Below are 19,881 nucleotides of genomic sequence, written 5' to 3'. Positions count from 1 at the left end.
TGGATCAGACGCCGGTGCGGGCCTTCGTGCGGGCGTTGCGGCGCTTGAGTGCGCGACGCTCGTCCTCGCTCATGCCGCCCCAGACGCCGGCATCCTGCCCGGACTCCAATGCCCAGCTGAGACAGTCGGTGGTCACGGGGCAGCGGTTGCACACCAGCTTCGCATCAGCGATCTGCGCGAGCGCCGGTCCGCTGTTGCCGACCGGGAAGAACAGCTCCGGATCCTCGTCGCGACAGACCGCCTTGTGGCGCCAATCCATTGATCTAACTCCTTGTCAGATATGTATATGTGCGCAATGGAGCGCACAAGCTTTTCTTCGGCTGTTAACGCGTGCATACGAAACAATCCTGCACTGTTGCATCCGATGCTTTCACAGGCTGAACAGATGTCAATACTCGTGAGTTAACAAGTGCGCAAAGTCACTTGCCTGGTCTGTTACCAGACCCCTTACCCGGTTGTACTAGACTCGACCCGCCTGTACCTTCAAAACGACGTTACCGGGCTGATTATTGCAGATCAAGAGCTTTTACCGGCGGTGCGACCACGCGGAGAGCCTCTGGAACAGCTGTGAACGTCATAATTTCCCGGAGTCCGGCGTAATCACCGTCGATCTGACATGCGACCGGCGTGTCGCTTGTCACTGTCACGCTCGACACATCGTCGTCACGGATCAAGTGCTTGGCGACGATGCGCGGCTTGCGTGACACCATCTGCCGCACCAGCTTCAGATTCGCCCACACGTTCATGCTCGTCGTCGCGAAGACACCCAGTCCGGTCTCGAACGTGGTGTCGGGGTTGGTCCACACCGGGCGGGCGTTGGCGTAGGTCCAGGGGCTGGAATTGGAGACGAACACAAAGTGCACTCCAGGCACGGGCTCTCTGCCAGGCAGGTGCAGCGTGAGTGTCGGGTTTTTGCGGGCGCTGGCCAGCATCTCGCGCACCGCTACCCGGACATAGCGCGAGGCGGTGACCTTGCGGCCCTTGGCACGTTGGGCCTCGACCGCGGCGACGACAGCCCCGTCGACACCCATCCCGGCGGTGAACACCGCCCAGCGCTCGCCGCAGTCCATCAGACCGATCCGCCGCCACTGTCCGCTGCGCCGGTACTCGCTGAGCAGGTCGACGAGCTGATTGGTGGCTTCGATCGGGTCCGGACTGATTCCGAGGGCCTGGGCGAAGACGTTGGCCGAGCCGCCCGGAACCACCGCGACCGCAGGCGCCGAGTCGGCACCGGCCCGACCGCCAGAGTGCCCCAGGATGCCGTTGACCACCTCGTTCACTGTGCCGTCACCGCCGTGGACGATGAGCACGTCGACGCCGTCGCCGGTGGCGTCGCGGGCGATCTCGATGGCGTGGCCGCGGTGATCGGTGTGCGCGACGGTCAGCTTCACCCGGCTCTCCAGGGCGTGCGCCAAAAGATCACGCCCGGCAGGGGTGGTCGACGTCGCGTTCGGGTTGACGATCAGGACGGCGCGCACAGGGCATGAGCCTATCGGGGTTGTCAGCCCGCCGCGTTCGGTAGCAACGGTGGGCAGTTGCCCAATGCATCCGTGGCCAGCTCGAAATGCCACAGCTCGTTGGCGTAGATCCGGCACAGGCCGAACCGCGCACCGTTGGCGATGAGCCACTGGTCGGCGCCGGGGCCGCCCACATCGACCGCCTGACCCGTCACGTGCCTGGACTGCTCGGGCGTCTGCACGTACTGGCGGGCCAGTGCCATGCTGCCGTAGGTCTGGACCGCCTGGTCGAGCAACCGCTGCTGGAACGCCGGTGAGCGCCAGCCGGAGTTGATCGTCATGGTGACACCGTCGGCCGCGGCGGCCGTGGTGGCGTGCTGAATGGCGGCCAGCAAGGCGGGATCCAGCCGACCGATCGCAGGATCCTGCGTGTCAAAGGCCGTCAACACCTGGCCGTCGGCTTCTGCGCCGTCGCTGTCGGCCGCTGCGCCGGGCGCCAGGACGAATGCCGATGCGACAGCAACCGCCCCGACCGTCATGGCGATTCGCATGCGCCCACCCTACGTCGGGTGGGGCGCGCTCTTGCTTTACAGCGGTGTGGCGCCGGTACGGTACGAACGTGACTGCTCGCCGACTGCTCCTGCTCAATGGGCCCAACCTCAACTTGCTGGGCACCCGCCAGCCCGAGGTGTACGGCGCGACCACCCTGCCCGAGATCGAGGCATCGGTGACCGCGCTGGCCGCCGAATTCGGGTTCGAGGTACGCGCGGTGCAGAGTAACCACGAGGGCGTGCTGATCGACACCATTCACGACGCCCGGGCCGATTGCGCGGGCATCATCATCAACCCGGGCGCTTACAGCCACACCTCGGTGGCCATCCCCGACGCACTCACCTCGGTCGAACTACCGGTCGCCGAAGTGCATTTGAGCAACATCCACCGCCGGGAACCGTTCCGGCACCACTCGTATGTGTCCGGCGTCGCCGAGGTGGTGATCGCCGGGGCCGGTCCGGCCGGCTACGAGTACGCCGTCCGCTACCTCGCCGGTAAGCTGTCGTGACTCAACCGCCTCTGCAGCCGCCCATCGTCCGCTACGCCGGCTACCTCGTCGCCGCCGAAGGGGTGCTGGGTCTGGTGGCCGCGGTGGTGCTGGTGGTCCGCGGGCTGGCGGGGGCCGATCAGCACATCGTCAGCGGATACGGCACCGCGCTCTGGTTCCTTCTGGTCGGCGGCGGTGTGCTGGCCGGCGGCTGGGCATTGATCACGGGGCGGCGCTGGGGCCGCGGCATCGGCGTATTCGCCAACCTGCTGTTGCTCGGCGTGGCTTGGTACGTGTTCACGTCCCACCAGGTCGGTTACGGCATCGCCGTCGGCGTGTTGGCACTGGTCGCGCTGGGCATGCTGCTGAGTCCGTCGGCCGTGCACTGGACATCCGGGCGGGACTGAGCGGTCGCCATCACGAAGTGTCGGCGACGAGGCGGTCCAGTTGTGCGGTGGCGACGGCGTCAGCCGGGGTGTAGACGACAATGCTGACATCCGGAAGGTCGGCCGGGGTCAGCCGGTGATACTCCAACTCGGTCTGTCCGATCAGCCGGTGGTCGAATCGCCGAATCCGGGTTTGAAAGCCTTCGATGGCGTGGTCTTCCCAAATATGTTGGAAGTCACTACTTTCCGCGCGCAGTCGATCCAACAGCTGAATGACCTCGGGTTCGTCGAGTCGTGCCCCGTTCTGCATGCGGTACTCGGACACGAAACGTCGGCTCTCCACCTCCCAGTCGGGCATCAATTGCCTGATCGACGGATCGGTGAACACCAGCCACAACAGATTTCGGTTCTCGCGGGCGACTGATCGCACCCGCGGGTACAGCGCCGCATACGCGCGATTCCATGCGGTGATCTCCCAATCGAGATCGATCGCGAAGGCCGGCGAGCGGCCGAACGCCTCAAGAAGCCGGCGCAGATGCTCCGGGGGTTCGCCGGGATCCGGCACGGGCTGTGTGCCGCCGGACGAAAAACCGGCCAGCGAAAGCAGATACGCCTGGTCGGCGGGTGAGAGCGCGAGAGTCTGCCCGATGGCCTCCAGGACCTGTCGTGACGGGTTGATGTCACGGCCCTGTTCGAGCCACGTGTACCAGGTAACGCTGATCGACGACAGGAATGCGACTTCCTCACGGCGTAAGCCGTTGTGCCTGCCGCGGATCGGCGGCAGACTCCGCTCGGAGCGGTCCAGTGCCTCCCGGCGCATCCGCAGGAAGCCACCCAGTTCAGCGCGAGCGGCCTGGTTGGGCATGGCCAATTCTAAGGCTCGAGGTGTGGACCTGGTACTGGCAGTACTAGTGGCGGGGCTGTCTTCGCCCGCGGTGAATTGTCCACAACTATGAGCACTATGCCCGAATTGAGATCCAGGATTATCACCCACGGCCGCAACATGGCCGGCGCGCGGGCCTTGCTGCGCGCCGCCGGCGTGTCCGGCGCCGACTTCGGCAAGCCGATCGTGGCCATCGCCAACAGCTTCACCGAATTCGTGCCCGGCCACACCCATCTGCAGCCCGTCGGGCGGATCGTGTGCGAGGCGGTCCAGGCGGCCGGCGGAATAGCTCGGGAGTTCAACACCATCGCCGTCGATGACGGCATCGCGATGGGGCACGGCGGCATGCTGTACTCGCTGCCCTCCCGCGACCTCATCGCCGATTCGATCGAGTACATGGTCAACGCGCACCGCGCCGATGCCCTGGTGTGTATCTCCAACTGCGACAAGATCACCCCGGGTATGTTGATGGCGGCGCTGCGACTGAACATTCCCACGGTGTTCGTCTCGGGCGGACCGATGGAGGGCGGTACCACGACGCTGGTCGACGGAACTGTCCGCACCGGTCTGCATCTGATCTCGGCAATGACCGACGCCGTCACTCCCGAGGTCTCCGATACGGACATGGAACGGGTGGAGGCTGCCGCCTGTCCGACCTGCGGATCGTGCTCGGGAATGTTCACCGCCAACTCGATGAACTGCCTGACCGAGGCGATCGGGTTGGCGCTGCCGGGCAACGGCACGACACTCGCGACCCATACCGCGCGCCGCCGCTTGTACGAAGATGCCGGTGCGGCGGTGATGGGGCTGGCACGGCGCTACTACGACGGCGATGACGTCAGCGTCCTGCCCCGCAACATCGCTTCTGCCGCAGCATTTTCCAATGCGATGATGGTCGACATCGCGATGGGCGGGTCGACCAACACCATCCTGCACTTGCTGGCTGCGGCACATGAGGCCGACGTGGATTTCACGCTGGCCGACATCGAGGAACTGTCCACGCGGATTCCGTGCATCTGCAAGGTTGCCCCTAACGGCAGGTACCTGATGGAGGATGTGCACCGGGCGGGCGGCATTCCCGCGGTGATGGGGGAGTTGCTGCGCGCCGGACTGCTCGAGACCGATGTGCGTGCAATACACGCTGGCTCACTCACCGCGTGGCTCGATGAGTGGGATCTGAGATCTCCCACGGTCTCGGCCGAGGCTGTCGACCTGTTCTACGCCGCGCCCGGTGGGGTGCGTTCCAGTTCGGCGTTTTCCCAGTCCTGCCGCTGGGAGAGCCTCGACTTGGATGCCGCATCGGGCTGTATCCGCGATGTCGCCCATGCCTATTCGGCGGACGGCGGACTGGCCATCCTGCGCGGAAACCTCGCCCAGGACGGGTGTGTGGTCAAGACCGCTGGTGTGGACGAGTCGATCCTGCGCTTCAGCGGACCGGCAATCGTCGTCGAATCCCAGGAGGACGCGCAGGACGTGATATTGACCGGCCGAGTGCGGCCCGGCGACGTCGTCGTGGTGCGTTACGAGGGTCCGCGCGGAGGCCCAGGCATGCAGGAAATGCTGTATCCCACCTCATATCTCAAGGCCGTCGGGCTCGGCAAGGTGTGCGCGCTGATCACCGACGGACGTTTCTCCGGCGGCTCATCGGGGTTGTCGATCGGGCACGTCTCGCCGGAAGCGGCGGCCGGTGGCGTCATCGCGCTGGTGCAGGACGGGGATCTGATCGACATCGACATCCCGGCCCGCCGCATCGAATTGCGGGTCGACGCCGCCGAACTCGACGATCGCCGACGCCGGTTGGAGGACGCCGGCGGGTACTGGCCACAGCGCTGGGACCGGAAGGTGTCACCGGCGCTGCGGGCCTATGCCGCGATGGCCCTCTCGGCGGACCGGGGCGCGGTACGTGATGTGTCGTTGATCGAGGCTGCGAGTCGGGCGGGCTACCGCACTTCGTCATGTTCATCGGCCAGCGCGGTGAGCTCGGGACCCGACACGCGGTAGGTGGTCCATTCGGTCTGCGGTTTGCCGCCGACAGCGTCGTACAGCGCGATCGCGTTGACGTTCCAGTTCAGTACCGCCCACGCCAACCGGGAGTATCCGTTCTTCACGCACTCGGCTGCCAAGGTGGCCAACAATTTTCGGGCCAGCCCGCGGCGTCGGAACGCCGGGCGAACGTAGAGGTCCTCCAGGTAGATTCCGGCGACGCCGTCCCACGTCGAGAAGTTCAGGAACCACACCGCGGTGGCCGCCACCTCGCCGTCGATCTCGACGATGTGCCCGTATGCCACCGGCTTCTCGCCGAAAAGCGCCGTGTGCAACTGGTTTTCGGTCACCGTGCACTCGTCGAGCGCCTTCTCGAACTCGGCGAGCTCGCGGATCATCGCGACGATCTCGATCTCGTCGCCGGGCTGCACCCGTCGGATCACTTCGGTCATATTGCCCCCAGTCCTGTCAGGATGGTCCGAAATTTCGTTGTGGTCTCGTCGACTTCGTCATCGGGGTCGGATTCGGCAACGATGCCGCCGCCGGCGTGGGCCAAGGCCTCCCGGCGGTCCGGGGACAGCACGGCGCACCGGATCGACACCACCCAGCGACCGTCGCCGTCGGCGTCGCACCAACCGACCGCGCCCGCGTAGAACCCGCGGTCACCCTCCAACTCGCCGATCAGCGCGGCGGCCGTGTCGGTGGGCACCCCGCCCACTGCGGGGGTGGGATGCAGGGCGAGCGCGAGATCGATTGCCGTGATGTCTTTTCCGCGCAACCGCCCGCGCATTGGCGTGCTCAGGTGCCACAGCGCGTCGGTGCCGTGCAATTCGGGTTCGGCGGCGACCTGCAGGTCCACGCACAACGGATCGAGGGCCTTGCGCATGACGTCGACGACCAGTTGATGCTCGTGGCGGTTCTTTGCCGACGCGGCCAGCGCGGCCGCGTTGGCACGGTCGGTGGCCGGATCGGTGGATCGTGGCGCCGAACCGGCGAAGGGCTGGCAGATCACCGTGTCGCCCTCGCGGGCGACCAGCAGTTCGGGGCTGGCTCCCACCAAAACGGTTCCGGTGTATCGCGCGCCCGCCGGGGACAGGTCCGCGAGGTACACCGTGGCGGCCGGATCGGCGTCGGCCAACCTGCGCAGCACGGTGCGGGGGTCCCACGGCCCGTCCGCGGTGAGCTGCAGTGCCCGGGCCAGCACCACCTTGTCCAGCGCCGTGGCGGGATCCCGCAACCGAGTCACGGCTTCGGCGACCCGGTCGCGGTGCACCGCACTGGCCGGCAGTGTCTCCCGGAACGTCACCGACGGTGACGGTCCGGCCGGCCAGTCCGGCAGCGCCTCGGCACGGTGGACCGTCACCGGTTCGTACAGGGCGGCCGGCCGCGTCGTGTCAAACGGCAACGCGCCCAATATGATTGATGCTGCCCCGGAGCGTAGTGCGGATTGCGCGTCGGGGATCCGCGAGTAGCTGGTACGCACACCTTCGGTGATCAGCACCCCGGACGGCCCAGCCAGCACGAACCCGGGGTTCAGTGTGGCGGCGGGCATGGATTGGTGCGGCTGGTGAGGCCGAGTGCAGTGATCTGCCGCGCACCGTCTTTGAAGCCGCAGACCGCGACCGAGGCCGTCTCCATCGTGAACCGGATGCCGTCGGCTATCGGCAGCTCTACCCAGCGCGTCAGCACCGACCGCGAGAAATGGCCATGCCCGACGAACACCACGTCCCGGCTTTCCAGGTACCCCAACGCCAGCTCGATCGCCTGATCGGCGCGGGCGCTGACGTCGGCCGGGCTTTCCCCTCCGGGGCAGCCATAGGTCCACACCAGCCAGTCCGGCACGATCGCACGGATCTGCTCGGGCGTCAGTCCCTCGTAGTCGCCGTAATCCCATTCGGCGAGCAGCGGAGATACTTCGTCGATGGTCAGGCCGGCCAACTCGGCCGTCTCCAGTGCGCGGCGCCGCGGGCTGCTGATCACGATCGGGTTCTGCGGTTGCAGGTCGGCCAGCACCGCGGCTGCCGACTTGGCCTGCTCCCGTCCGGTATCGGTGAGATCAAGATCGGTGCGGCCGGTGTGCTGACCTGACTTGGACCATTCGGTCTCGCCGTGACGGAGCAGCATGAGGCGGTGCTGTGGGGCGCTCATACGGTGATTCTGCCGCACGTCTCACGGTGCCCGCCGAGAGCGTGCTTGGATGAAGGTGTGACGCGGGTACTAGCGGTCGCCAATCAAAAGGGTGGGGTAGCCAAGACGACGACAGTGGCGTCGTTGGGTGCGGCGATGGTCGAGCTCGGTCAGCGGGTACTACTGGTCGACTTGGATCCGCAGGGGTGTCTGACGTTCTCCTTGGGCCAGGATCCCGACAAGCTTCCGGTGTCGGTACACGAGGTGCTGCTCGCCGAAGTCGAGCCGGGCGCAGCGCTGGTGCAGACCGATGAAGGCATGACGCTGTTGCCGGCCAACATCGACCTGGCGGGCGCCGAGGCCATGTTGTTGATGCGGGCCGGCCGCGAGTACGCACTCAAACGTGCGCTGGCCAAGGTCGCCGACTCCTTTGACGTGGTGATCATCGACTGCCCGCCGTCGCTGGGCGTGCTCACTCTCAACGGCCTGACCGCCGCCAATGAGGTGATCGTGCCCCTGCAGTGCGAGACGTTGGCGCACCGCGGTGTCGGGCAGTTCCTGCGCACCATCGCCGACGTCCAGCAGATCACCAACGCCGATCTCACGCTGCTGGGCGCGTTGCCCACGCTCTACGACTCGCGCACGACCCACAGTCGTGATGTGCTGCTCGATGTGGCGGACCGCTATCGGCTGCCGGTGTTGGCACCGCCCATCCCGCGCACTGTTCGATTCGCCGAGGCCACCGCGTCAGGTGCGTCGGTACTGGCCGGCCGAAAGAACAAGGGCGCGCAGGCCTACCGGCAGCTGGCCGAGGCCCTGCACAGGTATTGGAAGTCCGGGAAGGCGATGGACACCTTCACACCCGAAGTCGTGTAGCGGGGAACCATGGCAACAGTGCTCGCGGCCGCGACGGCCACCGATCAGGGCCCGGTCCGGGTCAGCAACCAGGATGCTGTGCTCGTCGAGGGGGTGCTGTATGCCATCGCCGACGGCTTCGGTGCGGTCGGTGACCACGCCAGCCGGCTGGCGCTGGACATGTTGCGGGCCGGTTTCGTCGCCGCCCCCGACCGGGACGGGCTGATGGTCGCAGTCCGGCAGGCCAATGAACGGGTCAGCGCCCTTGTCACGGCAGAAGGCGCAAGCGCGGGCTGCACACTGACCGCGGTGGCGATGTTCGATGCCGAACAGGGCGGCCCCCTGGTCCTCAACATCGGTGACTCGCCGCTTTACCGCATCCGAGACGGCCGTATGGAACAGCTCACGGCCGATCACAGTGTGGCCGGTGAGCTGGTGCAGGCCGGGGAGATCACCCGCGAGGAGGCCCGCTTCCACCCACACCGCCACTTGCTCACCCGTGCGCTCGGCATCGGGCCGGTGATCCGTGTGGATGTCGCCGACCTCGACTGTCTCCCCGGTGACCGGCTGCTGATCTGCAGCGACGGCCTGTTCGCAGCCGCCGATGAGTCCTCGATTGCTGAGGCGGCCGCGGCGGTGGAGCCCGCGACGGCAGCTCAGCGGCTGATCGAGGTGGCCAACAATGCCGGCGGCAGCGACAACACCAGCGTCATCGTCATCGACCTGGGCTGACCTGCGGGCCCGCCGGCCCCAGCGCGACCAGTTCGGTGCCACGCTGCTCGAGCAGAGTCGACCCGGCCACCGCGGGCACCACGGGTGAGGCGCTCGGTTGGCGGGCCAACGCGATGTGCCGCTCACCGGCACCGGTAGCGGGATCGAATACGTCGTAGCCGTCGCTGACGGGGACCAGCAGCCGCCCGGCCATCTCAGTGGCGGGTCCGACCGGGTTGGCCGCGCTTGTCGGGCTGACGGTGTACTTGTAGCGCAGCCCATTGGCGTCGAACACCAGCACTGAGTTGCCCGTCCACCAGGTGATCAGGTCCCCGGCGCGGCTGGTGGTGGCCTGCGGGCTCGGCGGCCCGGGCAGCAGTGTGCTGGCGATGGTGGCACCGTCGCGGTCGATGACGTTGACCGTCGGCTTCGGCGTCGGCACGTAGATCGCCGTTGTCGTGTCCGATACGGCGATCACCTGTGCGCCCGAGTCGTCCGTCACGCCGGGCAACTCCACGTTCCGGGTGTCGGGCTGGTCCTCTTCGTCGGCCGGGCGCAGCAGCGTCAGCCGCAGATTATCCCGCTTGGGGCACGACTCCAGCACCGACACCGCCGAGGAACTGGCCGCCGCCGACACCAGCCGGCACACCGGCGACGCCGGGACATCGGGCTTGATGCGGGCGTCGAGCGCGCCGTAGGACAGCATCCGGACCATGTCGGAGCGCCACATCTCCAGGCGACTGTCCCCGGCCGAGAGCACGGTGGTGCCGTCGGACGACAACCGCACCTCGGGATCGGAATAGCTGCTGCGGGCCGGCCCGCGCCGGCCGGTCTTACCGTCGATGGTGCTGACCTGGCCGCAGCCGCGGCTGTCCGGATACACCGCGACGGCGTACTCGTACACCGAAGTCACACCGCACAGGTCGAGATCGCGGGCGTAACTCCACAACGCGGCACCGGTGACCGGGTCGCGCCCGGTGACGGTGCGCCCGTCCCCGGTGACCACGGACCCGCCGGCGATCACCGGCACTGTGGTCTTGGGGCTCGGCGCGGTCCACAGTTGCTGCAGTCCGGCGGGTACGTCACGGGCCGGGTTCAGCTGGGCGACCGGCGACGCTGCGGGACGGCTGATCGTCGCCCGCTCGTCGCTGGTCCACCAGATCAGGGCGGCGGCGACGGCGATGATCGCAACGATTGCAGCAGCGGCCACCATGTCGCCACGGGTGCGACGTTCGGGTTTGACCATAGGTGGCGCGGTCAGCTAGCTGGCACTGGCGGCTTCGGTCTTGCGGGGACGCCGCCGACGGCGGCGCCGTCCGGCAGCCGGAGCTTCGCCGTTCTCGGATTCGGCAACCGGTGCGTCGGCCGGCTCCTCGACACCGGTCTCCGGAGCCGAGGACGCCTCCGGATGCCCGGTCGTCGGCTTGCCGGCGCGGGTTCGCCGCCGCGTCCGGGTCTTGCTCGGCCGCTCCGAGTTCGAGTCGGCCGAGGAGATCCGCTTCTCCGACTTGTCAGCCTTGTCGGCGCGCTTGTCTGTCGAACGACGCGGGGTGCCGACCGTGCCGGTGGCATCGGCGGGGATGCTCAGCTCCTCGTAGATGTGCGGTGAGCTGGAGTAGGTCTCGGCCGGATCGGGGCAGCCCAAGTTCAGCGCCTTGTCGATCATTTCCCAGCGGGCCAGCTCGTCCCAGTCCACCAGCGTGATCGCGACGCCGGTCTTGCCGGCACGGCCCGTGCGGCCGATGCGGTGCACGTAGGCCTGCTCATCTTCGGGGCACTGGTAGTTGATGACGTGCGTGACGTCGTCGATGTCGATGCCGCGCGCCGCCACGTCGGTGGCGACCAGCACGTCGACGGCTCCGGTGCGGAAGGACTTCAAGGCCTTCTCCCGAGCGCCCTGGCCCAGGTCGCCGTGTACGGCATCGACCTTGAACCCGCGCTCGGCGAGTTCGTCGGAGACCTTCTGTGCAGTGCGCTTGGTGCGGGTGAAGATCATCGTGGCGCCGCGGCCGTCGGCCTGCAGGATCCGGCTGACCAGCTCTGACTTGTCCAGGGCGTGGGCCCGGTAGGCGAACTGCTCGGTGGTGTCATGGGTTGCCGCGGAATGCGGCGCCTCGGCCCGGATGTGGGTGGGCTGGTTCATGAACGTGCGGGCCAGCGTGATGATCGGATCGGGCATGGTCGCCGAGAACAGCATGGACTGCCGGTCATCCGGGGTCAGCCGCAGGATGCGCTCGATGTCGGGCAGGAAGCCCAGGTCGAGCATCTCGTCGGCCTCGTCGAGGACCAGTACCGAAAGGCCGCCGAGCTGCAGGTGGCCCTGCTGGGCCAGGTCGAGCAGCCGGCCCGGCGTGCCGACGACCACGTCGACACCGTTGCGCAGCGCCTCGATCTGCGGTTCGTAAGGACGTCCGCCGTAGATGGAGGTCACGGTGAACGGGCGCTGCGAGGACGTTCCGGCATCCGCCGTCAAGTACTTTGCTGCGGCGGCCAGGTCGTCGTAGACCTGTAGGCACAGCTCGCGGGTGGGCACCACGACCAGCGCGCGCGGCGCTCCGGTCAGCGGGCGGGTCTCGTCGCCGACCACCCGGTGCAGCAGGGGCACACCGAAGGCGAAGGTCTTGCCCATACCGGTGCGAGCCTGGCCGATCAGATCACTGCCGGCGAGTGCCAGAGGCAGGGTGAGTTCTTGGATGGCAAAGGGGTGCTCGATACCGTTCTCGGCCAGTGCGCGCACAATTTCGTCGCGCACGCCGAGTTCGGCAAATGTTTTGTTGAGATGCGTCATGGTTGGTGGAGGTAGCCTTTCACTGTCAAACCTCATGGGGCGTCCACGCGCGCACGAGTTTCGACAATGACACGGCCGGTTCGCCCAGTACAGGCGGCGGTGCCGATCCGCGTGGCCCAGCGCTACGGGCGGGCCAACTGCGTGCACGCACATTTCTTCGGTAGCGGCCTGGGCGGCTCGCAAGCGGGCTCGAAGCCGCTGCAGATCCTGTTACCAGGAGCCATTGTAGCTGGTCGCGGTGGCAGGGCCGATTTGCCGGCAAATCGGCCCGTCGTGCGGCGTCTAAAGTTGGCCCCATGACAACGCCGCAGCCCGCCGCAGAACAGATCGTCGAACCGGTCGCCCCTGGCGTGTCGGCCGATCACCCCGGGGTCGACGAACTGTTCGCGGTGCTGGCCTACGGGGAGGTCGCCGCGTTCTACCGGCTCACCGAGGAGGCGCGGATGGCGCCCAATCTGCGGGGCCGGATCAACATGGCCAGCATGGCCGCCGCCGAGATGGGGCACTACGAGATTTTGCGAGATGCGTTGGAGCGCAGGGGAGTGGATGTCGTCGCGGCGATGACGAAGTACGCCTCGGCGCTGGAGAACTACCACCGCATGACCACGCCGAGCACGTGGCTGGAAGCTTTGGTGAAGACCTACATCGGCGACGCGCTCGCCGCCGACTTCTACCTGGAGATCGCCGACTCGCTACCGGACGAGGTCGCCTCGGTGGTGCGGTCGGTGCTCTCAGAGACCGGGCATTCGCAGTTCGTCGTGGCCGAGGTGCGGGAGGCGGTGACCGCCAGCGTCCGGCAGCGCCACCGGCTGACGCTGTGGGCACGCCGCCTGCTCGGCGAGGCTGTCACCCAGGCGCAATTCGTACTGGCTGATCACGACGAGTTGGTCGATCTGGTGATGTCCAGCGGGGGCGGCCTGACCCAGCTCGCCGAGTTCTTCAACGGGCTGCAGCACACTCATCACTCCCGGATGCAGGAGCTGGGCCTGGCCTGACCGCCCTACTGTGTGCAGGTCGCGATCATCGTGTTGTTGGCCTGCTGGACCAGCGCGGTGCCGTTGGCATCGGTGATCGCGCAGTTGAGCTGACCTGCCACGCTGGTCGCGGTCACCGACTTCAGCTCGACACCGGGGTCGAGCGTCACGGTCTTGGTCCATGGCAGGGCGACGTTGATGTCGGTCTGCAGAGCCCCCCGCTGATCGGTGTACACGATGGTCACCAGGTCGATCAGCTGTCGGGTGCCCGTGACGGTGTAGGTGATGGTGCGCGGGTTGGCGACGGCCGCCGGTGGGGCCGCCTCGACAGGCGGTGCAGGTTCGGGTGTCGGTTCCGCGGTGGCCTGGGGGGCGGGAGTCAAGGTGGTCACCGTCTCGGGTGACATGCCGGGTGCAGGCGGTGCCAGCGTCGGCGACGGCGCAGGCTTCGATGTGGCGTCCTGCGCCGGAGTGGTCGTGGGCTGGCTCGTCGTGGGTTCCGCTGAAGAGGTCACGGTCGCCGACACCGACCCGCTGTCGCCGCCGCCCAGGATGATCACCGTGCAGATGACCGCAACGAGCAGGATCACGCCCGCGACGGCGGCGACCCACATCCATCGCCGGTCGGCGGGGTCGTAGTACTCGTAGATGTCGTCGTCGATGTCCTCATCGGTGCCGTCGCCCACATAGGCGTCGTAGTCGTCGTAGTCGTCGTAGTCGGCACCCCCGTAGCCGGTGCGGTATCCACCGTCATCGCTCGAGCGGTAACGGCTCCGGAAGTTGTCGTCCGGGTCGTACGGTCCGGGCCGAGTCGAATGCTCACCGAAACGGTCGGTCGAAGTCGTGCCATACGGCGAATAAGGCCTGGTCATGAGGCTATCCCAGTCGTCTCGTCCAATATCGCTGCTGATGCTATCGAGGCAGATGTGGCGGGTGTGGTTTGGTGACCAGCGTGTTGGTTACGGTCCGGACTCGGTTCGGTCGCCGAAGGTCTCGCCGCGCTCGGCGCGGCGGCAGGTATCGAGCGCTTCGCGCACGGCGAACTCTCAATGGCCGACGCTGGCGGTCTCGCGCCTGCACTGTCCACTAGCCTGCTGAGGGACACGGACAGTAGAGACAGAGAAGGGGTCCAGCGTGGAGGTCAAGATCGGCGTCACGGACAGTCCGCGAGAGCTGAGTTTCAACAGCGCGCAGACGCCCAGTGAGGTGGAGAAACAGGTCACCGACGCGCTCAGCCAGGACTCGGGTGTGCTGGCGCTGACCGACGAGAAGGGCCGGCGGTTCCTGGTGCAGAACAGCAAGATCGCCTACGTGGAGATCGGCGCTGCCGATGTGCGCCGCGTCGGCTTCGGTGTCGGGGCTGAGTCGGCCCAGAGCTGAGTCGGCCCAGAGCTGAGTCGGCCTGGAGAAGGCCCGTTCAGCCGCGGGTGAGTGGCACGTGTGACAGTCCGCCCCAGGCGAACTGCACCGTGCCCTCCACCGCGCAGTCCTTGTCGATCGGCCGTTCGTTGTTGAGCCAGTAACGCGCCGAGTCGACACTGATCGCGACCAAGCCGACCGCGATCATCCGGGCGCGATGCGCCTCCAGGCCGGAATCGCGACTGATCAAGTCGAACACCGCGTCCGTGCAGGCTTCGGTCGCGACCTTCACCTGCGCGGCCACCTGCGGCTCGCTGACGTAGTCGTTCTCGAAGATCAGCCGGTAACCCTGGCCGTCGTGCTCGATGAAGTCGAAGAATGCCTCCACGGCGGCGCGCAGCCGCTGCCTGTTGTCCGTGGTGGTGCGCAGGGCTTGGCGAACGCCGGACACCAGATTCTCGACGTGCTGCTGCAATACCGCGAGATACAGCTCAAGCTTCGACGAGAAGTGTTGGTACAGAACCGGTTTGCTGACACCGGCACGGTCGGCGATCTCGTCCATACCCGCGGCGTGGTAACCCCGGTCCACGAACACCTCGCTGGCGGCCGCCAAGAGTTGGCCGCGTCGTTCGTTGCGGGGCAGTCGATTGCCGCGTCGACCGGTCGCCGGCTTGTCGGCTCTCCTCTCGGTGTTCGCAAGATCGCTCATGTAGTCCTCAATCTGGATTCCTCCGGCGCGCCTGGTCATGGTCAACCAGGCTGCTCATCGCACGACAGTACTACCGTTGCGGCGCTGGTTGCGAAACGTCCGACAGTTGCGAATTGGCTGCGGCGGGGTCACGGACCCGACGCACGAGAATGGTATTCACAGCGGGCTGTGCCATTCTGGATCGGTGACCTACGACCCGGGGCCCCGCGCGGGCAGCCGCGTCCCGGCACTGCGCGACGAATGGCGGGAGCCGTTGCGGGCCCAACGGGATCCACTTGCGGCCGATTCGGGTCGGCCCCGGGTCAATCGCGATGAGCGGGGCAAGTGGCGCAAGCAGACTTGGCTCGGCCGCTTTGTGTCCACCTACGGCTGGCGTGCCTACGCGCTGCCGGTCCTCATCGTGCTGACCGTGGTGGTGCTGTACCAGACGATGACCGGTACCTCCGCGCGCACCGGGCACGCTGACGACGGGCCCGTCCAGGGATCTCCCACCATCGACCACGCTGCCACCGCCATCATCGGCGCGCCGCCCAAAGGGCTGACCCAGTTCGACGCCAGCCTGCCCACCGGCATCCTGCCCGCGGGCGGACAGTTCACCGAGGCCGGCGCCAAGACCTGGCACATCGTCCCCGGCACCACCGAGAAGGTCGGTGAGGGCACCACCAAGTCGTTCACCTACACCGTCGAGGTGGAGGACGGTGTGGACACCACATCGTTCGGGGGCGACGACGGCTTCGCGCGGATGGTCAGTGAAACGCTGGCCAACCCCAAGAGCTGGACCCACGACGGGATGTTCGGGTTCACCCGCGTCGACGCCACCAGCGGCGTCGAGCCTGACTTCCGCGTGTCCCTGACCTCGCCGATCACAGTGCGGGAGGGTTGCGGCTACGACATCCAGCTGGAAGCGTCGTGCTACAACCCGTCTTATGACGACCAGGCCCGGGTCTTCATCAACGAAGCCCGCTGGGTGCGCGGCGCGGTGCCGTTCCAGGGCGATATCGGGTCATACCGGCAGTATGTGATCAACCACGAGGTCGGCCACGCCATCGGTTACCAGCGGCACGAGCCGTGCCGCGACGACGGCGGCCTGGCGCCGGTCATGATGCAGCAGACTTTCTCCACCGCAAACAACGACGATGCGAAGTTCGACCCGCAGACCGTCAAACCGGACGGGAAGACCTGCCGCTTCAATCCCTGGCCATATCCCATCGCCTAGCTACCCGTCTCGGGTCCAGTCGCCGATTGACGCCTACCGCGGCGCGGGAAGCATGACCGCCGGATTACCGTTGTCCCTACGTACGATCCATGACTTGAGGAGACATTCGGTGTCCGTGAATATGGGTGTGTCGTTACCGCCGCTGGTCGAACCGGCCGCCGAGCTCACCCGCGAAGAGGTGACGCGTTACAGCCGCCACCTGATCATCCCCGACGTGGGCGTGATCGGGCAGAAGCGGCTCAAGAACGCCAAGGTGCTGGTGATCGGTGCGGGCGGGCTCGGCTCGCCGGCCCTGCTCTACCTGGCTGCCGCCGGGGTGGGAACCATCGGCATCGTCGAGTTCGACGTCGTCGACGAGTCCAATCTGCAGCGCCAGATCATCCACGGCCAGGCTGACATCGGGAAGTCCAAGGCGCTCAGTGCCAAGGAGTCGGTCCTGGCGATCAACCCGCTGGTCACCGTCAACCTGCACGAGTTCCGGCTGGAAGCCGACAACGCCGTCGAGCTGTTCAGCCAATACGACCTGATCCTCGACGGTACCGACAACTTCGCCACCCGATACCTGGTCAACGACGCCGCGGCGTTGGCGGGCAAGCCGTACGTGTGGGGTTCGATCTACCGGTTCGAGGGCCAGGTGTCGGTGTTCTGGGAAGACGCACCCGACGGTCCCGACGGCGAGAAGCAGGGCCTGAACTACCGCGATCTGTACCCCGAGCCGCCACCACCGGGAATGGTCCCGTCGTGTGCCGAGGGGGGCGTGTTGGGCATCCTGTGCGCATCCATCGCATCGGTCATGGGTACCGAGGCCGTCAAGCTGATCACCGGTATCGGGGAGCCGCTGCTGGGCCGGCTGATGGTCTACGACGCGCTCGACATGACCTATCGCACCATCCGGATCCGCAAGGACCCGACGACTCCGAAGATCACCGAGCTCATCGACTACGAGGAGTTCTGCGGCGCCGTCTCGGACGAGGCGACCGAAGCCACGAAGGGCTCCACCATCACCCCGCGGGAGCTGCAGGAGCTGCTGGACTCAGGGAAGCCGTTGGCGCTCATCGACGTCCGTGAGCCGGTGGAGTGGGAGATCAATCATATTCAGGGTGCCGAACTCATCCCGAAACCGACGTTCGAATCGGGCGATGCGCTCGCCAAGCTGCAGCTGGATCGCACACCGGTGTTGTACTGCAAGACCGGTGTGCGCTCGGCCGAAGTGCTGGCTATCGTGCAGCAGGCCGGATTCTCCGACGCGGTACATCTGCAGGGCGGCATCGTGGCCTGGGGCCGACAGGTCGATCCCGACATGGTCATGTACTGACCGCCGGTTTGCGGGTCTACACCTTAGGCTGAGGTTGTGAGTGTAGAACGGCCGCCGGAACATGTGCTGGCGGCCTTCGGGCTGTCCGGGGTGCATCCGGTCCCACTTGGTTCGAGTTGGGAGGGCGGCTGGCGCTGCGGCGAAGTCGTACTGTCGGTGGTCCCCGACCACGCCCGTGCGGCGTGGTCGGCCAAGGTCCGGGAGACGTTGTTCGTCGACGGGGTGCGGCTGGCCCGTCCGGTGCGTTCCACCGACGGGCGCTACGTCGTGGCCGGCTGGCGCGCCGACACATTCGTCGCCGGGACCCCGGAACCGCGCCACGACGAGGTGGTCTCGGCGGCGGTCCGGTTGCACGAGGCCACCGGAACCCTGGAGCGGCCCCGGTTCCTGACCCAGCCTCCGGTCGCGCCGTGGGCGGATGTCGACGTGTTCATCGCTGCCGACCGCGCGGCATGGGAGGACCGGCCGCTGCATTCGCTTCCGTCCGGAGCCAGGCTCGCGCCGGGTTCGACGGACGGTCAGCGTTCGGTCGAGCTGATCAACCAGCTCGCCACGCTCCGCAAGCCGACCAAGAGCGCGAACCAGCTGGTGCACGGCGACCTCTACGGCACAGTGCTTTTCGCGGGAGCCGCAGCGCCCGGCATCACCGACATCACCCCGTACTGGCGCCCTGCGTCGTGGGCAGCCGGAGTCGTTGTGGTCGACGCGTTGTCCTGGGGCGACGCTGATGACGGGCTCATCGAGCGCTGGGACGCGTTACCGGAGTGGCCGCAGATGTTGTTGCGGGCGTTGATGTTCCGGCTGGCGGTACACGCCTTGCATCCGCGGTCCACCGCGGCGGCCTTCCCCGGACTGGCCCGCACCGCGTCGCTGGTCCGGCTGATCCTCTAACCCACGTTTAACGCGCGAGCAGACGCGGCGGTACCCCAACACGCCGCGATTGCGGTACCCGCGTGACTGCTCGCGCTCAGAACTCGTAGCGGCACTCGCGCAGCGCTACCCGGCCGTCGACGGAAAGCACGCCTTCGGTGCGCAGCAGCTCCAGCTGCCGGGTGCTCAGATGAGGTGCGGGGCGGCCCGAGGCACGGATCACGCGGTGCCATGGCAGGTCCGACGAGTCGGTGCGCATGATCCAGCCGACAATCCGGGGGCTGGAAAGCCCTGCGGCATCGGCGATGTCGCCATACGTCGACACCCTGCCCGCGGGAATGGCGGCGACCAGCGCGCGGACCGTCTCCACCTGCTCCTCGGTCACCGCCGCCATGGTTATCCGAGCCGTTCCCGGATCAACGCCGCGGTCTCGGCGGGCCGGGCATGAGCCACCATGTGATTGCAATCCCAGTCCAGCAGCGTGAAATCGGGTCCGAGCCGCTCGGTCAACGCGTCGATCAGCCCATCCGTGGCATACGGCGGGCTGGTTTTCGTGGCCCGCACCAGTGTGGTCGGTGTTCCGATGCGCGGTAAGGCAACTGGGCGAGCCAGCTCACTCCAGTACGCCATCATCGCGGGCATGCAGACCCGCCACCCGTATCGGCCGTTGGGCAACGCGATCAGGTGCTCGCTGAGCTCGCGGTCCAGTTCGGCGGCGTCGACCTCACCCCAGGAGCCCTTCATCTTCTCCACTCGAGCTTGGGCTACGTCGGGATAGTCCGGCGACGCCATCATGTTCTCGGCGATCTCCCGCACCCACTCACCGTCGAGTCCCACCGCGGGGTCCAGCAAGACCAACCCCGAAACCAGGTGCGGGTAGGTGGCAGCCAGCGTGAGGGCCACCGCCCCGCCGAACGAGTGCCCGACCACCAGCGTCGGACCGTCCAGCAGGGTCGCCAAGGCATCGACGTTGGCCGCCAGGGTCCACGGCGCCGCCCACGACGACCTGCCGTGTCCCAGCAGATCGGGTGCCAGAATCGACACCCCGGGAAGCTGGGAGGCCAGGGTCTGCCAGCGCTGACCGTGCCCGGTCACACCGTGGATCAACAGCAGCTCGGCCGGGGCCTGCGGACCGTACCGGAGGACGTGCAACATATCGGGGGACACCCCGGTGATGCTGCCAGGGCCCGGCCCGACAGATTGTGGGAC

Annotated in this window: 23 protein-coding genes; 10 read left to right on the top strand and 13 right to left on the bottom strand. The window is 67.1% G+C overall.

Annotation, left to right across the window (positions count from 1 at the left end; all coding sequences use genetic code 11):
- Positions 1-4: 4 nt before the first annotated feature.
- The 3 genes from whiB1 to H276_RS0110745 form a co-directional block, all read right to left on the bottom strand.
- On the bottom strand, positions 5-259 hold the full coding sequence (gene whiB1, locus H276_RS0110755) for a transcriptional regulator WhiB1 (RefSeq protein WP_018601388.1): 255 nt from the start codon (positions 257-259) through the stop codon (positions 5-7).
- Between the two features lie 247 nt (positions 260-506).
- Entirely contained in the window at positions 507-1,478 is a 972-nt protein-coding gene (locus H276_RS0110750) for a diacylglycerol kinase family protein (protein ID WP_019971314.1), read from the bottom strand.
- A 23-nt stretch (positions 1,479-1,501) separates the two neighbouring features.
- The gene (locus H276_RS0110745) at positions 1,502-2,008 is read right to left on the bottom strand and encodes a M15 family metallopeptidase (protein ID WP_019971313.1); all 507 of its coding nucleotides are present in this window, start codon (positions 2,006-2,008) and stop codon (positions 1,502-1,504) included.
- A gap of 68 nt (positions 2,009-2,076) precedes the next feature.
- Between H276_RS0110745 and aroQ the strand changes: the two genes are divergently transcribed.
- Positions 2,077-2,517 (top strand): type II 3-dehydroquinate dehydratase, encoded by a 441-nt coding sequence (aroQ, locus tag H276_RS0110740; RefSeq protein WP_019971312.1) that lies wholly within the window; start codon positions 2,077-2,079, stop codon positions 2,515-2,517.
- Entirely contained in the window at positions 2,514-2,903 is a 390-nt protein-coding gene (locus H276_RS0110735; protein WP_019971311.1) for a hypothetical protein, read from the top strand. The genes aroQ and H276_RS0110735 overlap by 4 nt, the downstream gene beginning before the upstream one ends.
- A 10-nt stretch (positions 2,904-2,913) precedes the next feature.
- Here the strand turns inward: H276_RS0110735 and H276_RS0110730 are convergent, their stop codons facing one another.
- The gene (locus H276_RS0110730) at positions 2,914-3,747 is read right to left on the bottom strand and encodes a helix-turn-helix transcriptional regulator (RefSeq protein ID WP_019971310.1); all 834 of its coding nucleotides are present in this window, start codon (positions 3,745-3,747) and stop codon (positions 2,914-2,916) included.
- Positions 3,748-3,843: 96 nt separating this feature from the next.
- Here H276_RS0110730 and ilvD point away from each other — a divergent pair, with 96 nt between their 5' ends.
- On the top strand, positions 3,844-5,766 hold the full coding sequence (ilvD, locus tag H276_RS0110725) for a dihydroxy-acid dehydratase (protein WP_026356831.1): 1,923 nt from the start codon (positions 3,844-3,846) through the stop codon (positions 5,764-5,766).
- Here ilvD and H276_RS0110720 read toward each other — a convergent pair.
- From H276_RS0110720 to H276_RS0110710, 3 genes are read right to left on the bottom strand one after another with little or no spacing between them, the layout of a single operon-like run.
- Complete coding sequence (locus tag H276_RS0110720) at positions 5,706-6,200, bottom strand: GNAT family N-acetyltransferase (protein ID WP_019971308.1); 495 nt, start codon at positions 6,198-6,200, stop codon at positions 5,706-5,708. The genes ilvD and H276_RS0110720 overlap by 61 nt on opposite strands.
- Positions 6,197-7,300 (bottom strand): isochorismate synthase MenF, encoded by a 1,104-nt coding sequence (locus H276_RS0110715; protein ID WP_019971307.1) that lies wholly within the window; start codon positions 7,298-7,300, stop codon positions 6,197-6,199. Before H276_RS0110715 ends, H276_RS0110720 begins: the two co-directional genes overlap by 4 nt.
- Positions 7,282-7,896: an acid phosphatase gene (locus H276_RS0110710; protein WP_026356830.1), complete on the bottom strand. Its 615-nt coding sequence runs from the start codon at positions 7,894-7,896 to the stop codon at positions 7,282-7,284. The genes H276_RS0110715 and H276_RS0110710 overlap by 19 nt, the downstream gene beginning before the upstream one ends.
- 57 nt (positions 7,897-7,953) lie before the next feature.
- Here H276_RS0110710 and H276_RS0110705 point away from each other — a divergent pair, with 57 nt between their 5' ends.
- Positions 7,954-8,751 (top strand): ParA family protein, encoded by a 798-nt coding sequence (locus H276_RS0110705; RefSeq protein WP_026356829.1) that lies wholly within the window; start codon positions 7,954-7,956, stop codon positions 8,749-8,751.
- Between the two features lie 9 nt (positions 8,752-8,760).
- Positions 8,761-9,462, top strand: a complete 702-nt coding sequence (locus tag H276_RS0110700; RefSeq protein WP_019971304.1) for a PP2C family serine/threonine-protein phosphatase — start codon at positions 8,761-8,763, stop codon at positions 9,460-9,462.
- Here the strand turns inward: H276_RS0110700 and H276_RS0110695 are convergent.
- Both H276_RS0110695 and H276_RS0110690 read right to left on the bottom strand, forming a co-directional pair.
- The gene (locus H276_RS0110695; RefSeq protein ID WP_019971303.1) at positions 9,446-10,687 is read right to left on the bottom strand and encodes a hypothetical protein; all 1,242 of its coding nucleotides are present in this window, start codon (positions 10,685-10,687) and stop codon (positions 9,446-9,448) included. The genes H276_RS0110700 and H276_RS0110695 overlap by 17 nt on opposite strands.
- A gap of 15 nt (positions 10,688-10,702) precedes the next feature.
- Positions 10,703-12,229 carry a DEAD/DEAH box helicase gene (locus H276_RS0110690; protein ID WP_019971302.1) on the bottom strand — a complete coding sequence of 509 codons (1,527 nt, stop codon included), beginning with the start codon at positions 12,227-12,229 and terminating at the stop codon, positions 10,703-10,705.
- A 296-nt stretch (positions 12,230-12,525) separates the two neighbouring features.
- Between H276_RS0110690 and H276_RS0110685 the strand changes: the two genes are divergently transcribed.
- Entirely contained in the window at positions 12,526-13,224 is a 699-nt protein-coding gene (locus H276_RS0110685) for a ferritin-like fold-containing protein (RefSeq protein ID WP_019971301.1), read from the top strand.
- A 5-nt stretch (positions 13,225-13,229) separates the two neighbouring features.
- Here the strand turns inward: H276_RS0110685 and H276_RS0110680 are convergent, their stop codons facing one another.
- On the bottom strand, positions 13,230-14,075 hold the full coding sequence (locus H276_RS0110680; RefSeq protein WP_019971300.1) for an MmpS family transport accessory protein: 846 nt from the start codon (positions 14,073-14,075) through the stop codon (positions 13,230-13,232).
- A 262-nt stretch (positions 14,076-14,337) separates the two neighbouring features.
- On the opposite strand from H276_RS0110680, the gene H276_RS0110675 reads away from it, so the two are divergent.
- Positions 14,338-14,583, top strand: a complete 246-nt coding sequence (locus H276_RS0110675; RefSeq protein ID WP_019971299.1) for a DUF3107 domain-containing protein — start codon at positions 14,338-14,340, stop codon at positions 14,581-14,583.
- Positions 14,584-14,620: 37 nt separating this feature from the next.
- Here the strand turns inward: H276_RS0110675 and H276_RS0110670 are convergent, their stop codons facing one another.
- On the bottom strand, positions 14,621-15,271 hold the full coding sequence (locus H276_RS0110670) for a TetR/AcrR family transcriptional regulator (RefSeq protein WP_026356828.1): 651 nt from the start codon (positions 15,269-15,271) through the stop codon (positions 14,621-14,623).
- A 184-nt stretch (positions 15,272-15,455) separates the two neighbouring features.
- Here H276_RS0110670 and H276_RS0110665 point away from each other — a divergent pair, with 184 nt between their 5' ends.
- From H276_RS0110665 to H276_RS0110655, 3 genes are all read left to right on the top strand, one after another.
- On the top strand, positions 15,456-16,487 hold the full coding sequence (locus tag H276_RS0110665; RefSeq protein WP_019971297.1) for a DUF3152 domain-containing protein: 1,032 nt from the start codon (positions 15,456-15,458) through the stop codon (positions 16,485-16,487).
- 121 nt (positions 16,488-16,608) lie between these two features.
- Positions 16,609-17,802, top strand: a complete 1,194-nt coding sequence (gene moeZ, locus H276_RS0110660) for an adenylyltransferase/sulfurtransferase MoeZ (protein WP_019971296.1) — start codon at positions 16,609-16,611, stop codon at positions 17,800-17,802.
- 36 nt (positions 17,803-17,838) lie between these two features.
- A complete protein-coding gene (locus H276_RS0110655; RefSeq protein ID WP_026356827.1) occupies positions 17,839-18,693 on the top strand; it encodes a TIGR02569 family protein in 855 nt (284 codons plus the stop codon).
- A gap of 76 nt (positions 18,694-18,769) precedes the next feature.
- Here the strand turns inward: H276_RS0110655 and H276_RS0110650 are convergent, their stop codons facing one another.
- Positions 18,770-19,066 carry an MGMT family protein gene (locus tag H276_RS0110650; protein WP_019971294.1) on the bottom strand — a complete coding sequence of 99 codons (297 nt, stop codon included), beginning with the start codon at positions 19,064-19,066 and terminating at the stop codon, positions 18,770-18,772.
- Between the two features lie 2 nt (positions 19,067-19,068).
- On the bottom strand, positions 19,069-19,827 hold the full coding sequence (locus H276_RS0110645; RefSeq protein ID WP_019971293.1) for an alpha/beta fold hydrolase: 759 nt from the start codon (positions 19,825-19,827) through the stop codon (positions 19,069-19,071).
- Between the last annotated feature and the right edge of the window lie 54 nt (positions 19,828-19,881).

The sequence above is a fragment of the Mycobacterium sp. 141 genome (assembly GCF_000382405.1).
Taxonomy (GTDB): domain Bacteria; phylum Actinomycetota; class Actinomycetes; order Mycobacteriales; family Mycobacteriaceae; genus Mycobacterium.
This window is presented reverse-complemented; position numbering and strand designations above follow the sequence as displayed.